This window comes from Cohnella sp., assembly GCF_041641335.1.
Classification (GTDB): Bacteria; Bacillota; Bacilli; order Paenibacillales; family Paenibacillaceae; genus Cohnella.
Map to the genome: position 1 here is coordinate 18,916 of NZ_JBEPYQ010000080.1, position 14,453 is coordinate 33,368.

Genomic DNA, 14,453 nt, shown 5'->3' on the forward strand with positions numbered 1-14,453 from the left:
AAATGAGATTTGGGAAAACGTCACTAAGGGGGCCGGCGGCTCTCGCGTCGTTGGCTTTGCCTCTCGCGGCTGTCCTGATCTGGCCTCGTTCATGGTGGCCGTTAATCGTATTCGTTCTGTGGACCCTGGCGGTGTTCGCCGGAATGGCCGCCTGGCAGAGAAGAGCTCACCGCGAGCATTGCGAGAAGCTGCTGGCGCACGCGCAATTATCTACGATTCGCACGCTCAGCCATCATCGGCACGATTGGATGAACGAGCTGCAAATCTTATACGGGTACTTAAGGCTTAACAAGCACGATAAAGCGGTCGACGTCGTGGACAGAATAAGAACGAGGATGGAGCAGGACAGCCGAATCTCGCAGCTGGGTCACCCGGAGCTATCGTCTTATCTGCTGTCGTTCCGCACGATCTGCGATACGATGCGTCTCGAAGTCGAGGTCGAGGACGGTTTGTTCCTCGACAAGCTGCCGCTCGAACCCGAGAGGTTAAGCCGGGCGATTATCGGGCTGATTAACGTCATTCGTTTCCGCGCATCCGCGCCGCACGCCGGGGAGAACGTCCTGCGGCTTGCACTGGCGCACAAAGACGGGGCGCTGGCAATCGTCATGCAGTACAACGGCGAACTGGCGGCCTTGGACAGCATCACCGAAGAATTGGAGAAATGCCTGCAAGGCGCAGGACGATTGGCGCAGGGACTAGAGCCGGCGGAAAATGCTCCGCAAGCGCGGACGATGGAAATCCATTTTCCTCTGCCGGCATAATGGAGTGAATACAGCATGTTTGTGGATAAAGCGAAAGTTTTTGTTAAGGGCGGGAACGGCGGGGACGGTCTCGTCGCCTTCCGCAGAGAATTGTACGTGCCGGAAGGCGGACCGGCGGGCGGAGACGGAGGCAACGGCGGCAACGTCGTATTCCGCGTGGACGAAGGTCTGCGCACGCTGATGGATTTCCGTTACCAGAAGCACTTCAAAGCGACTCGGGGCGAGAAAGGCCGCAACAAGTCGCAGCACGGAGCCAACGCCGAGCATATGATCGTCCGCGTCCCTCCCGGGACGATCGTGACGGACGACGATACGGGCGAACTGATCGCCGATCTGACCCGGCACGGTCAGGAAGTCGTCGTCGCCAAGGGCGGCCGCGGGGGCAGAGGCAACATCCGTTTCAAGAGCTCGGTGAACACGGCTCCCGCCATTGCCGAGAACGGCGAGGAAGGGCAGGAGCGCTGGGTTACGCTCGAACTGAAGGTGATGGCGGACGTCGGCTTGGTCGGCTTCCCAAGCGTCGGCAAATCGACCCTGCTGTCGGTCGTGTCGGCGGCGCAGCCTAAAATCGGCGCGTATCATTTTACGACGATTACGCCCAATCTGGGCGTCGTGGATCTGGATGAAGAGCGCAGCTTCGTCATGGCCGATCTGCCGGGCCTGATCGAGGGAGCGCATACCGGTGTCGGCCTCGGGCACGAGTTTTTGCGCCACGTCGAGCGCACGCGGATCATTTTGCATGTCGTCGACATGTCGGGGATGGAAGGGCGCGATCCTTTCGACGACTGGGTCAAAATCAACGACGAGCTGCGTCTGTATAACGCGAAGCTGGCGGATCGCCCGCAGATCGTCGCGGCCAACAAGATGGACATGCCGGAGTCGGAGGACAACTTGGCCGCGTTCCGCGACAAAGTCGCCGAGGTCAGGCCGGACATCGAGATTATGCCGATCTCCTCGCTGACGAAGCAAGGCATTAGAGAGATGCTGTACCGCGTTGCGGAGCTGCTCGATTCGCTGCCGGACATCGACGATCAGGAAGCGAGCGAGCAGGCGGCCAAAGCGGAGGAGGGCGTCGTATTCCGGTACGAAGCCAACGACGATATGGCGTTCGAGATTTCTCGCGACAACGAAGTGTACGTCATCGAGAGCGAAGGGATCGAGAGGCTGATGCGCCGCACTCAGTTCAACTCTTACGAGGCGGTTATGCGGTTCGGACGCATCTTGCGCGGACTCGGCATCGACGATGCGCTTCGCAAGCGGGGAGCCAAGAACGGAGACACGATTCGGATCGGGAAGTTCGAATTCGATTTTTTCGAAGGCGGGCAGGACGATTATCTGTTCGAAGAGGAATAACCAATGGGATGAAATAAGGCTGCCTGGGCTCGATTATCGACCCGGAGCGGTCTTTTTTTCGAAACGGCCGAACCCTCGCGAGGCGTTATGGTATACTCGAACGGGTAAGACATGCCGTGCCGCAGCGGGTGGATAAGCCGAGCGGAGTCCGTAATTGCCTATTGCCGCAAACCGATCGTTTCGCTATAATGTCCTCTATATATATACAATCGTCTTTCCTGGGAGGACGCAATATGGCGGAACGTTATTTTGTCGTCCGCGAGGATTTGCTGCCGGAGGGCATTCTGAAGACGGAGCAAGCGAAGGAGCTGCTAAGGCGGGGGGAGGCGGCCACGGTTCACGAGGCCGCGGAACGCGTCGGTCTGAGCCGCAGCGCCTATTACAAATACAAAGACGGAGTGTATTTGCTCGAGCAAGCGTCTCGCGAATCGATCGCGACGTTGTCGATGGATTTGGAGCATCGTTCCGGCGTGCTGTCCAAGGTGCTAGGGACGCTGGCCTCGAGCGAAGGCAACGTGCTGACGATCTCCCAGTCGATTCCGCTCCAGGGCATGGCCAACGTCGTCGTCTCCATCGATGCGGCGGGGATGGGCGAATCGCTGACGGAACTGCTGGAACGGCTTCGTTCATTAAACGGAGTCAAGCGGGCCAGCGTCATCGGACGCAGTTGAACGTCGATACGATTACGAAGGTGAGATAGTCGGAAGCGGAGGAATAAGGATGAAGCCGATAAACGTAGGATTGCTTGGGTTGGGGACGGTCGGAACGGGCGTCGTCAGAATCGTCGAAGGCCATCAGGAGGATTTGTCCAACCAGGTCGGTTCGCCGATCCGGATTTCGCAAATTCTCGTTAAAGACCGCAACAAAGCGCGGAGCGTATCCGTCGATGCCGCGAAGCTGACGGAAGATCCATGGGAAATCGTGCGCAACCCCGAGATCGACGTTGTCGTCGAGGTGATGGGCGGCATCGCCCAGACGAAGGAGTACATCTTGGAGGCATTGGAGCGCGGCAAGCATATCGTCACGGCCAACAAGGACTTGATGGCGCTGCACGGGCAGGAGATTTTGGAGAAAGCCCGGGAAAAAGGCTGCGACGTGCTGTACGAAGCGAGCGTAGCGGGAGGAATCCCGATTATCCGCACTTTGATCGAAGGCTTCTCCTCGGACCGGATTACGAAAATTATGGGCATCGTCAACGGGACGACCAACTATATTTTGACGAAGATGAGCCAAGAGGGCGCGGCGTACGCCGAAGTGCTCAAGGAGGCTCAGGAGCTCGGATATGCGGAAGCCGACCCGACTTCCGATGTTGAGGGATTGGATGCGGCTCGTAAAATGACGATTTTGTCGTCTCTCGGCTTCCGCTCGAACGTTGCTCTGGAGAACGTCAGCGTTACGGGAATCAGCCGGGTGACGCAGGAGGATATCCGATACGCGAAACGTCTCGGCTACGAAGTGAAGCTGCTCGGCATCGCGGAGCGCCAGGACGACTTGATCAGCGTAAGTGTGGAGCCGACGATGATCAAGACGAGCCATCCGATCGCTTCCGTGAACGGCGTCTTTAATGCGGTCTACGTGCATGGCGAAGCGGTCGGGGAGACGATGTTCTACGGCGCCGGCGCGGGAGAGCTGCCGACGGCGACGTCGATCGTCGCGGATCTGGTCGCCGTGATCAAGAACATGAAGCTCGGCGTCAACGGTCGTCAGGCCCAGCTCTCCTACAACGTCTTGAAGCTGAAGAGCGACGAGCAGATCGCATCGAAGTTTTTCTTGCTGCTGCACGTTCAAGACCGCGCGGGGGTACTCGCCCAGATCGCGCAAGTATTCTCGGATTGCGACGTCAGCATCGAATCGGTCATGCAGCCGTCGACGCCTCATCAATCGTCTACGGAAATCATCATCATTACGCACCAAGCCAGCAAGAAGTCGATGGGAGCGGTGCTGCAGTCGTTCGAGAACTTGCCCGCCGTGAAAAGAGTCAAAAGCGTCTATCGCGTGGAAGGCTGATTATCAGACAACAAATGCGAGTTCGGAGAGCCGGTTTTCGCCAGGCATTCGGAACAACCTCTTAAAAGGAGCTTTAGTATGCAAGCAGCATCTGCAACAGGGTCGGAGTCCGGCCGCGTCGTCGTCAAAGTACCCGCGAGCACGGCCAATCTGGGACCGGGCTTTGATTCGCTCGGAATGGCTTTATCGTTATTCGCTTGGGTCAGCATGGCTCCGGCGGAGCAAACCCGGGTCTTGCTCGTCGGGGGCAATCTCGAGGGCGTTCCCGAGGACAAGACGAATTTGATCTACGAGGTGGCGCAGGCCGTGTTCCGCAAGGCGGGCGTCGACTTGCCGGAGCTGGAGATCGGCATTCGCAGCGATATCCCGCTGACCCGGGGGCTCGGAAGCAGCGCAGCCGCGATCGTAGGCGCTCTCGTAGCGGCCAACGCGCTGACCGGCTACGCGTTGTCGGAGGACGAATTGTTCCAGATGGCTTCGGAGCTGGAGAAGCATCCCGACAACGTCGGAGCTTCCTTGTTCGGGGGCATTATCGCGGCGTCCTGGGACGGCGAGCGGGCCGATTACGTGCGCATCGAACCGCCGGAAGGCTTGGAAGTGATGGCGGCCATTCCCGAGTTCGAGTTGGAGACGAAGAAAGCGAGAAACGCGCTCCCCGAGCAAGTCTCGATGAAGGACGCGGTGTATAACGTCACGCACAGCTCTCTGCTGACGGCCGCTCTGGCTTCCGGCAGACTGGACCTGCTCTCCCGCGCTATGAGGGACCGCCTGCATCAGCCTTACCGGGCGGCGCTGATTCCTGGCATGGAGACGATCTTGCGCGAAGCGCCCGACCACGGCGCATTGGGAGCGGCGCTGTCCGGCGCCGGACCGACGCTGTTGCTGCTCGCCGATACGGCGCAAATGTCCGACGGAAAACTCGCGGCTTTCGTCGAGCGGGTTATGTCCGCCGAAGGCATTCAAGTCGAGACGCGCTGGCTGAAGGTTTGCTTGCACGGTCCGCAGGTGCGGCATGTGGCAAAGAGCGATCCCGAGTTCGGACAAGAGCCGCAGGCATACTTGCTGAGCGTTCAAGCGGAGGTGGGCGTATGAGCCGGAAGAAGTCGGTAGCGTTGCTGCCGCAAGGCACCGTGTCGGACGAAGCCGTCCGATACTTGTTCCGCGGCGAGGACGTGGAATTCGTCTATTGCAAAATGATCGCGGACGTCTTCCAGTCGACGGCGAGCGGCCGGACCGATTGGAGCGTTATTCCGATCGAGAATACGATCGACGGTTCCGTGAATCTGCATACGGACTGGCTCGTTCACGAAGTGGACTTGCCCATCCGCGCGGAATGGGTGTACCCGTCGATCCAGAACCTGATCGGATTCGCTTCGGAATTAAACGGGGACGACGGCCGATGGGACCCGAACAAAATCGTCAAAGTGATGAGTCATCCGGTCGCGATGGCGCAATGTCTGCAGTTCATTCGGGCCAACCTGCCCCATGCGGAGCTGGAGACGCTGAGCAGCACGTCGGAAGCCGTCCGGACGGTCCAGAACAATCCGGGCAAAGGCTGGGCGGCGCTCGGCACGAAGCTGGCCGCGGCGGATATGGGGTTGGACGTGCTGGAGCAAGGCGTTACCGATCACGACAACAACTTCACCCGCTTCCTGCTCGTCGGCCATACGCCTTACGAGAACAAGGAGACGACGGCTCAGAAGACGAGCGTGCTCATTACGCTGCCCGAGGATTACCCGGGCTTGCTGCACCAAGTGCTGTCCGCGTTCGCCTGGAGACGGATCAACCTGTCCAAGATCGAGTCCAGGCCGACGAAGAAGAAGCTCGGCACGTACTATTTTTACATCGATATCGCTTACGCTCTGGATTCGGTGCTGCTCCCCGGAGCGCTTGCCGAAATCGAAGCGCTCGGCTGCCAGGTGCGATTGCTCGGCTCCTATCCGAGCGTGCCCTACGAGCCCGCGAAAACCGGGAACGGTTCCCCATCCCGATAAAAAGATCCGGCATGCCGACAGGCTGCCGGATTTTTGCCGTAATAGATGTCAAATGCCCAGAACCTGCATAGGATGTAAGGATTGCGCGAGGGCATTCGCCCGGTCGTGAACGATTCCATCACTATCAGGAGGGAAAGGCGTGAAAATCCATATCGTCAAACAAGGGGATTCGCTGTACTCGATCGCCCAGAAATACGGCGTGTCGCTGGAAGACATTGTGAAAGCCAATCCGGCTATTACCAATCCCGACGCGATCGACGTCGGCATGAAAGTCAAGATTCCGACCCGCCCGAAATCGGCGCTCGGCGTCATTCACCAGCATATCGTCCAGCAAGGAGATACGCTGTGGAAGCTGTCCAAGGCGTGGGGCATCCAACTGACCGACTTGATCAAGGCGAATCCGCAGCTTAAAAATCCGAACGCCTTGCTCACCGGCGAAACGGTCAACATTCCGCAAGCCTCTTCGCCAGGAGAAGGTAAGACCGTCGCCATGCACGGGAAGGCGCAAACGGGCGTCGTATCCGGAGCAGGCACGGGAACGGGGGCGGGGATAGGCAAGGTCGATACTAGCGTCAAAGCGCAGGAGACGGCTCCGGTAGTAATCACGCCGGTGGAAACGCCGGCCCCGCAGCTTGCTCCGGCGCCGGCGGAGGTCGCTCCGATCGCCGAAACTAAGCCGATCTACGGCATAGAGGTTCACGAGCAAATCGAATATATCCACTATCCGGTTAACATCGGCGGCGAACATGCCGGTCATTACCCGACGCCGCATTCCGGCTACGGGGCGGCTTATCCGGGCGTAGGCGCGCAGCAGGGCTACGGCGATCAGGGTTACGGCGTTGCGGGGGCGCAGCAGGGCTACAGCGATCAGGGTTACGGCGTTGCGGGGGCGCTGCAAGGCTATGCGGATCAAGGCTATGGCTACGCCCAACCGGGCGCGGGCGGGTGGCATGGCGGCTACGGCGCGCAGGCAGGGGCGGAGTCGAGTTACGGAGCCGCTCAACCCGGCGTCGGCGGAGCGGGATGGCACGGCGGTTACGGGGCGCAGACGGGGGCTGGGTCGGGCTACGGAGGGCATTCCGGCACCTCTCCGCTTACCGGCGGCATTCCGGCCGATCTCGGCGGCTTGTACGGACAACAGGACATTTCCTACAGCTCGCCCGATGCCGCTCAGATTCACGGTACTCTGCAGGGCGCGCCGAAGTCGAATTGCAAGCCTTGCGGGGCCCAATCTTCGCTTCCGGGCAACCTCTACTCGGCCGAAGCTTACGCTAACGCGGCAGGGTATTCCGACGGAAGAATTCCGTACGGTCCGACTCCGTTCGTCGCCGGGGCGCAAGCCCAAGCGCCGAGCGCCGTTAGCCCGTTCCCCGGCGCCTACGGAAGCGCGGCGGGAGCAACGAGTCCGCTTGCCGGAGGCTACGGAGCAGGTCCCGGAGCGGTCAGTCCGTTCGCAGGCGGTTATGGTCAAAGCCCCGGAGCGGTCAGTCCGTTTGCCGGGGGTTACGGTCAAGGACCGGGCGCGGTGAGTCCGTTGTCGGCCGGTTTTCCCGGCATGCAGCCCGGATACGGCTACGGGCCCCAGATGGGAGACCTTCCGGTAGGGTTTACTCCGGTGGCCGAAGGCTTGCCCGGAGTGGTAGCGGGAGCCGGCGTCGCGCCCGGATATTTCAATCCGACATGCGTAGGGGGCTTCCCGCCCATCCCTCCGATGCCGGGATTTCCTCCGATCCCGCCCATGCCTCCTTTGAGAGACGACATTAGCGATCAGAGGTCGGTCGCTGATGAAGAGGAAGAGGAAGCGACGGTCAAATCGGCTTCTCCCGCGAAGAAGCGTCAAGCGAAGCCGAAGCCGAAGACGGCCGCGGCGCGAACCGGCAAACCGAAACGCAAAGAAAGCATGCCATGGATAAAATGGTAATATGAGCGAATAGCGCCGGAATCCCCAGGCAACACTAGAGAAAAACGAAGAGAAGGGGATTCCGGTGTCTCGCTTCCGTATTTTCAAGGAACTGAAAAAATCGCTGAAGAGAAAACGCCGCCACGTCTGGTCCCTCGGGATGATCGCGCTTGCCTTCGTATTGGCTTCGCTGGCAGGGACATGGCTCGCAAATCGGGTCGTTGCCGATATGAGTCTGGGAGTCGTCCAGCCTGCGGAAGCGGCGCCGCTTCGGTCGGACGATGGCATGTCCGATCCGGATCTTTCTTCCCGGGACAGGACGCTGCTCGCTTTGCAGGAGCGCCGAGGAGAAGTCGAGCTGGTGCTGCACCGCTCGTATTTGTGCGGGGAAGAGATCAGACAGCTGGGCAGGCACGCCGCCTCCGAAGCGGCGGAACTGATCAAGTCTCATCGGGAGTGGAACGCGAGCCTTGATTCGGCGGTCGGCAAATTGACTGTGAAGGAAGAAATCGACGACCTCTCTCCGCAATGCCGCAAGACGGCGTATATCGGCATGGACGAGGAGGGCAACTTATCTTTGTTCGACGGACCGCCTTGGAAGGAAAAAGTGATTCGGACCTTTTTTCAGCTCGACGTGGACATGCTCGAGTCCCGTTTGGGCGATGACCGCGTTCGGGAGTTGGCCGAAGGCATACGAGTATCGGACAAGGATGAGTACAACAGCGTTCTATCCACTTTTAACGAGTATGCCGGCATAAGGTTTCAAACCGCCCCCCCGGCCTAGCCGTTTTTCCATAATCGGATTATCAGAGGCTGTTCCTCAGGTCAGTACATGGCCTGCCGGGACAGCCTTTTCGTCATACCTCCAATTGTACCGGAGACAGAAGCAAGCCGAATAAAAGAACATTTGTGCGGGAATAGGGCATCGGCATTAGAACCGTATCGTTCCCCAGCACATAAATATGCAGTATAGACAACCTCTCGGGACAGCAGATAGGGAGGCTCGTTGAAGGAAGGAGGGAATGCTCGGATGATCTATTTGTTGTTTCTCGTCATTATTCCTTCCGCCATCGGCTTCTATTATTTGATCAAGCCTCCCGTCGACCGGGAAACGGAGGCAGACATAAAGGCAGCGGCTCCGATCGCGGCCCAGACCAAAGGCTTGCAGGAAGCGCCCGCTCCGCCATTGGGGCGCGCCGTATTGCTTAAGCAAACCGCTAATAAGTAAGAGAACGATCCGGCAATTCGAGCAGGATAGGGGTGACAACCGTGTATGGACCCGCTGTCGCAAGCTTAACGATCATAACCTTTTTATTCACGGCGCTGCTGATTCTATGGCGTCCCAAAGGATTGCAAGAGTATATTCCGGCGTCTGTCGGGGCGACTCTCATATTGTGCATCGGCAGCGTATCGTTGAACGACCTGTCCGACATCGCGATTACGGTCAGCGGGGCGGCGATCACGATCATCGCGACGATCGTGATCGCCATGGTACTCGAGAGCATCGGTTTTTTCGATTGGGCTGCCGAAGGCTTGGCCGCGAAGGCGAAGGGCTCGGGATATAAGCTGTTTTTTTACGTTAATCTGCTCTGTTTCCTAATGACGCTCTTCTTCAATAACGACGGCAGCATTTTGATCACGACCCCGATTCTGATCATTGTTCTTCGCAATCTAGGACTCAAGAATCATCAGAAGATTCCTTATTTATTGTCTGGCGCGCTAATGGCGACGGCCTCGAGCGCTCCGATCGGCGTTAGCAACATCGTCAACTTGATCGCGCTGAAGATCGTGGGAATGGATCTCTATGTCCAAACGTTGATGATGTTCGTCCCGTCGGCGCTGGGCTTGGCGCTCATGTTCGGCTTGCTGTTCCTTGTCGCGCGAAAAGATATTCCGCGCAAGCTGCCGATCAAGACGACCGGCGACGGTTACGGCCTCAGCCAACTGCGCAACCATCCGCTCCGAACGAAGCTGACGAGTGAGGAAGCGGCGAAGCGCAATCGTTTAATGAGAAATATTTTCATCTTCGTTGTCGCCGTAAGGGCCGGCTTGTTCGTCGCCTCCTACTTGGGCATTCCGGTGGAAGTGGTGGCCGTGCTCGGCTCGCTGCTCCTTCTCGGTTGGAGGTGGTACGCCAGAGGCATCGCTCCAACGGATATGATCAAGAAAACGCCGTGGCCCACGTTCACTTTCGCCTTGGGAATGTACGTCCTTGTCTACGGCTTGCATAATATCGGATTGACCGCATACATGATCGAGATGTTAAATCCCGTCGTATCGGGCGATCTGCTGCACGCCAGCATGCTCATGGGGACTCTGATGACGGCGATGTCGGTCTTGTTCAACAACCACCCCGCGCTAATGGTAGGCACATTGACGCTGACGAACATGGAGCTCGACGCGCTTACGCTGAAAGTATCCTATCTCGCCAACGTGATCGGAAGCGACGTGGGCTCGCTGCTTTTGCCGATCGGAACGCTCGCATCGCTGCTTTGGTTTCATATCTTGCGCAAGCATAAGATCAAAATCAGTTGGAAGGAGTATACGAAGGTTACCTTCCTCGTCATTCCTCCTACGCTTATGTTTACGCTCATCGCTCTTCACTACTGGGTGAAATGGGTGTCGGGATTCGTGCGATTATAAGCGGAAGGGGCGACAGCTTCGCGAACGTGGGGGTTCCGAGGCGGGGCTGCCGCCAGGAAGGCGCTGGCGGCTCCCTCTGACGGCAGATCCTCCGGGCGTAGCGAATTCGCGTTCTCCTTCTGTTCTCATAGAGAGGAACTTTTGCTATAATGAGGAGTATTATTTTTACATAGAGCTGCTAGAATCGAGGGATCGTTTCAAATGAGAGTGTTGGGAATCGACCCTGGGATAGCCATTATGGGATTCGGGTTTATCGATAAGTCGGGGCACAAGTTGACCCCCGTGCAATACGGCTGCATCGAGACGACGGCCGGGACGCCTCAGGAGACGAGGCTGAAGCAAATCTACGAAGCGGTATGCGGTCTGCTGGATCAGTATAAACCGGATACGGTGGCTGTGGAGAAGCTGTTCTTCAACAAAAACGTAACGAATGCGTTCAGCGTCGGACAAGCGCGCGGCGTATTCATGCTGGCGGCCGCCCAGCGGGGGCTGCCGATCGCGGAGTATACGCCGATGCAGGTGAAGCAGGCGGTCGTCGGCTACGGCGGCGCCGAGAAGAGGCAAGTTCAGGAGATGGTCAAAATGCTGCTCAAACTATCCGCCATCCCCAAGCCGGACGATGTAGCCGACGCGCTCGCCGTTGCGATCTGCCACGCCCACTCTATCGTCCTGAATGAGAGAATGAATGGAGTGACGCGCCGGTGATCGATTATTTGCGGGGCAAGGTTGCCCATGTGGAATCCGAGTACGTCGTGCTGGACGTACGTGACGTAGGCTATCAAGTGTACACGCCCAATCCGTACGGATTGGCGAGAAACGACGAGTCGCTGCAGCTGTTTACGTACCATCACGTCCGGGAGGACGCGTTGCAGCTGTTCGGCTTTACGACGAGGGACGAGCAGGCGTTGTTCAAGAGGCTGCTGGAGGTGTCCGGCATCGGTCCGAAGGTGGCGCTGGGCGTCCTGGCCGGAGGCCGGCCGGAGAACGTCGTCGCGGCGATCCAGCAGGAGAATCTCGCCTTCCTGACGAAGCTGCCGGGCATCGGCAAGAAGACGGCGCAGCGAATGATTCTGGATCTGAAAGACAAGCTCGGAACGATAGACAGCCGCTGGGCCGTCGCGGCGATGATCGACTTGCAGCAGCCTGAGGCCCAGCCGGAGGAAGGCGGCGCTTCATGGGCGGCCGCGCGAGAAGCGCTCGCGGGTCTCGGCTACAAGGAAGCGGAGCTGGACAAGGCATGGCTGTCCATGAAGGATCGGGTTACCGGCGGCGAGTCGCCGGATACGCTGATCAAGCTTGCGCTGCAGCAATTGTTCCAAGGATGATCGGCAAGCGGGAGAGGAGGCCGGAACAATGGAAGAGGAGCGTATCGTCACCGCGCATCTGATGATGGAAGACCAGGCGGTGGAATACAGCTTGCGCCCTCGCTACTTGGCGGAATATATCGGCCAATCGCAGGTGAAGGACAATCTGAAGATTTACATAGAGGCGGCCAAGATGCGGCGGGAGCCGCTCGACCACGTGCTGCTGTACGGCCCCCCGGGGCTCGGGAAGACGACGCTGTCCAACATTATCGCCAACGAGCTCGGCGTTCACATTCGTACGACGAGCGGACCGGCGATCGAACGTCCGGGCGATCTCGCGGCGATTCTGACGAATTTGCAGGAGAACGACGTGCTGTTCATCGACGAAATCCACCGGCTGCACAGAACGGTGGAGGAAGTGCTGTATCCGGCGATGGAGGACTTCGCGCTCGATTTCATTATCGGCAAAGGACCGAGCGCGCGCTCGGTACGGCTCGATCTGCCGAAGTTTACGCTGATCGGCGCGACGACAAGAGCCGGACTGCTGTCCGCGCCGCTCAGGGACCGGTTCGGAGTGGTGAGCCGTCTGGAGTATTACGGAGAGGACGAGCTGTCTTTTATCGTGACGAGAACGGCGGAAATTTTCGGAGTCGGCATTATCGGCGAAGCTTCCAGAGAGATCGCCAGACGTTCGAGAGGAACGCCGAGAATTGCGAACCGGCTGCTGAAGCGGGTCCGCGATCATGCCCAGGTCAGGGGAGACGGCATCATTACCGAAGAGGTCGCGCACGATGCGCTGGAGCGCATCCAGGTCGACCCGATGGGGCTCGACAGCATCGACCATAAGATGCTCCGCGCGATGATCGTCAGCTTCGGCGGTCGTCCCGTCGGTCTTGACACGCTGGCGGCGTCCATCGGGGAGGAAGGTCAGACGATCGAAGACGTGTATGAACCTTATTTGATGCAGATCGGATTCCTGCAGCGGACGCCGCGAGGAAGAATCGCCACGCCTGCGGCCTATGGCCATCTCGGTCTGCCTCTGCCCGCCGACCGCTGACGCCAAGCCATCTCCATCCACCACAACGATGAACGGAGGTACCCGATATGATCACAAGCGCTACAGCGAAGACGAAGACAAAGCCTTCCCGCTTGCTTCTGTTCGTTCTGCTCTCGGCCGTGCTGGCGCTGAGCTCTTCGCCGCTCGCCGCGCGGGCGGCGGTCGCCGTTCCGGATACGATCCGGGTCGCGCTGTTCCTGAATCTCGGCTCGGGCAAGTATCAGGCCATTACGCCGAACGCGACACTGTCGTCCGCCGGAGGCATGAGCCTGATCTGGCGCGACGGACAGTCGAACGCGCCGCTCGGAACGGTTTCGGCGGGCCAAACGGCGACTTTCGCGCTGGACGCCTATCGCGCGCTCGTGCTCGAAACGGCGGATTACAACGCCGCCCTCGCCTCGTTGAAGAAAATCCAGGCGTCCTCCAACGCGGGAGCGATCATGCAGCTCGCCAAGTCCGGTAAAACCATCTACCAGGTGACGGAGGGAGCCTACTCCAGCGCGGCAGGCGCGAGCGCCGCGCTGGCTAAATGGACGAGCGCCGGAGCGGCTTCGGGTCCGGCGTTGTCGAAGGCGCGGGTGCTCGGTCCATGGGCCGTCGAAACGGGGGCCTATGCGAGTCAAGCGGAGGCGCAAGCCGCTGCCGACCGGCTAGGAGGCGCCGGACTGGAAGCGTTCGTCGCCCTTAAGCCGCTTGGCGGCGCCGTGCAGTACGTCGTGCGGATCGGACAGGAGCAGGACGCCGCCAAGCTTGGCGCGCTGCAGCAATCCGCCGTCGCGGCCGGAGCGGCCAACGCGCGCATTCCCGAAGCGGGGGAGCCTTACATGGTGCTCCGCCAGAACGTCGCCCAGGCGGACGCGGCGGCGACGCTGTACGCGCTGCCGGCGGGTGCTTCGTCGGTCATCCGTGTTGAGCCCGCGAGCGCGGACGGCATCTTGCTGGCCGAACGCAGCAAAAGAACGTATCGGGGCAGCATGGAAATCAGTATTTTGAACCAGTCTCTGGCGGTCGTGAACGAAGTCGACTTCGAGCATTACTTGTATTCGGTAGTCGGAGTCGAGGTCGGCCAGAGCTGGCCGCTGGAAGCGCAGAAAGCGCAGGCGGTCGCGGCTCGCACGTACGCGCTGTTCGCCGGCACGGGCTTCCAAATCGCGAACGTCGTGGACACGACGGTAAGCCAGGCTTACTACGGCATCGGCTCGGAAAACCCGAACTCGACGGCCGGCGTGGACGCGACCGCGGGGGAAGTGCTGACGTACGGCGGCAAGCTGATCAACGCCGTGTTCTCCGCCAACTCGGGCGGAATTACCGCAGACAACGCAAGGGAAATTTGGGGCGGGGACCAGGCGTATTATTCCTCGGCCGTAACGAGCCCGGACGAAGGGCCGCAGCAGGGCAAGCTCGATTGGCACCATGTGGCTCTGTCCAACGGAG

At 59.5% G+C, this 14,453-nt stretch carries 14 protein-coding genes; all 14 read left to right on the plus strand.

Annotation, left to right across the window (positions count from 1 at the left end; genetic code table 11):
• Positions 1 to 2: 2 nt before the first annotated feature.
• Entirely contained in the window at positions 3 to 761 is a 759-nt protein-coding gene (locus ACESLM_RS22700; protein ID WP_372634670.1) for a Spo0B domain-containing protein, read from the plus strand.
• A gap of 15 nt (positions 762 to 776) precedes the next feature.
• Positions 777 to 2,114: a GTPase ObgE gene (obgE, locus tag ACESLM_RS22705; RefSeq protein WP_372634673.1), complete on the plus strand. Its 1,338-nt coding sequence runs from the start codon at positions 777 to 779 to the stop codon at positions 2,112 to 2,114.
• Positions 2,115 to 2,347: 233 nt separating this feature from the next.
• Complete coding sequence (locus ACESLM_RS22710; RefSeq protein ID WP_372634675.1) at positions 2,348 to 2,785, plus strand: ACT domain-containing protein; 438 nt, start codon at positions 2,348 to 2,350, stop codon at positions 2,783 to 2,785.
• 49 nt (positions 2,786 to 2,834) lie between these two features.
• Positions 2,835 to 4,121, plus strand: coding sequence for a homoserine dehydrogenase (locus ACESLM_RS22715; RefSeq protein WP_372634678.1), 1,287 nt, complete (start codon positions 2,835 to 2,837; stop codon positions 4,119 to 4,121).
• A 78-nt stretch (positions 4,122 to 4,199) separates the two neighbouring features.
• Positions 4,200 to 5,213, plus strand: coding sequence for a homoserine kinase (gene thrB, locus ACESLM_RS22720; RefSeq protein ID WP_372634681.1), 1,014 nt, complete (start codon positions 4,200 to 4,202; stop codon positions 5,211 to 5,213).
• Positions 5,210 to 6,115, plus strand: a complete 906-nt coding sequence (gene pheA / locus ACESLM_RS22725; RefSeq protein WP_094045702.1) for a prephenate dehydratase — start codon at positions 5,210 to 5,212, stop codon at positions 6,113 to 6,115. The genes thrB and pheA overlap by 4 nt, the downstream gene beginning before the upstream one ends.
• A gap of 139 nt (positions 6,116 to 6,254) precedes the next feature.
• Positions 6,255 to 8,036, plus strand: a complete 1,782-nt coding sequence (locus ACESLM_RS22730; protein WP_372634684.1) for a LysM peptidoglycan-binding domain-containing protein — start codon at positions 6,255 to 6,257, stop codon at positions 8,034 to 8,036.
• Positions 8,037 to 8,100: 64 nt separating this feature from the next.
• Positions 8,101 to 8,799, plus strand: coding sequence for a BofC C-terminal domain-containing protein (locus ACESLM_RS22735; RefSeq protein WP_372634687.1), 699 nt, complete (start codon positions 8,101 to 8,103; stop codon positions 8,797 to 8,799).
• 246 nt (positions 8,800 to 9,045) lie between these two features.
• Positions 9,046 to 9,243 (plus strand): hypothetical protein, encoded by a 198-nt coding sequence (locus ACESLM_RS22740; RefSeq protein WP_372634690.1) that lies wholly within the window; start codon positions 9,046 to 9,048, stop codon positions 9,241 to 9,243.
• Positions 9,244 to 9,284: 41 nt separating this feature from the next.
• Positions 9,285 to 10,658, plus strand: coding sequence for an ArsB/NhaD family transporter (locus ACESLM_RS22745; RefSeq protein ID WP_372634693.1), 1,374 nt, complete (start codon positions 9,285 to 9,287; stop codon positions 10,656 to 10,658).
• Positions 10,659 to 10,859: 201 nt separating this feature from the next.
• A complete protein-coding gene (ruvC, locus tag ACESLM_RS22750) occupies positions 10,860 to 11,363 on the plus strand; it encodes a crossover junction endodeoxyribonuclease RuvC (RefSeq protein WP_372634696.1) in 504 nt (167 codons plus the stop codon).
• Complete coding sequence (ruvA, locus tag ACESLM_RS22755; RefSeq protein WP_372634699.1) at positions 11,360 to 11,983, plus strand: Holliday junction branch migration protein RuvA; 624 nt, start codon at positions 11,360 to 11,362, stop codon at positions 11,981 to 11,983. The genes ruvC and ruvA overlap by 4 nt, the downstream gene beginning before the upstream one ends.
• Positions 11,984 to 12,011: 28 nt before the next feature.
• Entirely contained in the window at positions 12,012 to 13,019 is a 1,008-nt protein-coding gene (gene ruvB, locus ACESLM_RS22760) for a Holliday junction branch migration DNA helicase RuvB (protein ID WP_094045710.1), read from the plus strand.
• A 47-nt stretch (positions 13,020 to 13,066) separates the two neighbouring features.
• Positions 13,067 to 14,453: SpoIID/LytB domain-containing protein (locus ACESLM_RS22765; protein ID WP_372634702.1), on the plus strand; the 1,387-nt coding region annotated here is incomplete at its 3' end.

What these genes read in the sequence shown, in the direction of transcription:
- ACESLM_RS22700 (WP_372634670.1), top strand. Translation starts at nt 3, where the DNA reads ATGAGATTTGGGAAAACGTCACTAAGGGGGCCGGCGGCTCTCGCGTCG.
- obgE (WP_372634673.1), top strand. Translation starts at nt 777, where the DNA reads ATGTTTGTGGATAAAGCGAAAGTTTTTGTTAAGGGCGGGAACGGCGGG.
- ACESLM_RS22710 (WP_372634675.1), top strand. Translation starts at nt 2,348, where the DNA reads ATGGCGGAACGTTATTTTGTCGTCCGCGAGGATTTGCTGCCGGAGGGC.
- ACESLM_RS22715 (WP_372634678.1), top strand. Translation starts at nt 2,835, where the DNA reads ATGAAGCCGATAAACGTAGGATTGCTTGGGTTGGGGACGGTCGGAACG.
- thrB (WP_372634681.1), top strand. Translation starts at nt 4,200, where the DNA reads ATGCAAGCAGCATCTGCAACAGGGTCGGAGTCCGGCCGCGTCGTCGTC.
- pheA (WP_094045702.1), top strand. Translation starts at nt 5,210, where the DNA reads ATGAGCCGGAAGAAGTCGGTAGCGTTGCTGCCGCAAGGCACCGTGTCG.
- ACESLM_RS22740 (WP_372634690.1), top strand. Translation starts at nt 9,046, where the DNA reads ATGATCTATTTGTTGTTTCTCGTCATTATTCCTTCCGCCATCGGCTTC.
- ruvC (WP_372634696.1), top strand. Translation starts at nt 10,860, where the DNA reads ATGAGAGTGTTGGGAATCGACCCTGGGATAGCCATTATGGGATTCGGG.
- ruvB (WP_094045710.1), top strand. Translation starts at nt 12,012, where the DNA reads ATGGAAGAGGAGCGTATCGTCACCGCGCATCTGATGATGGAAGACCAG.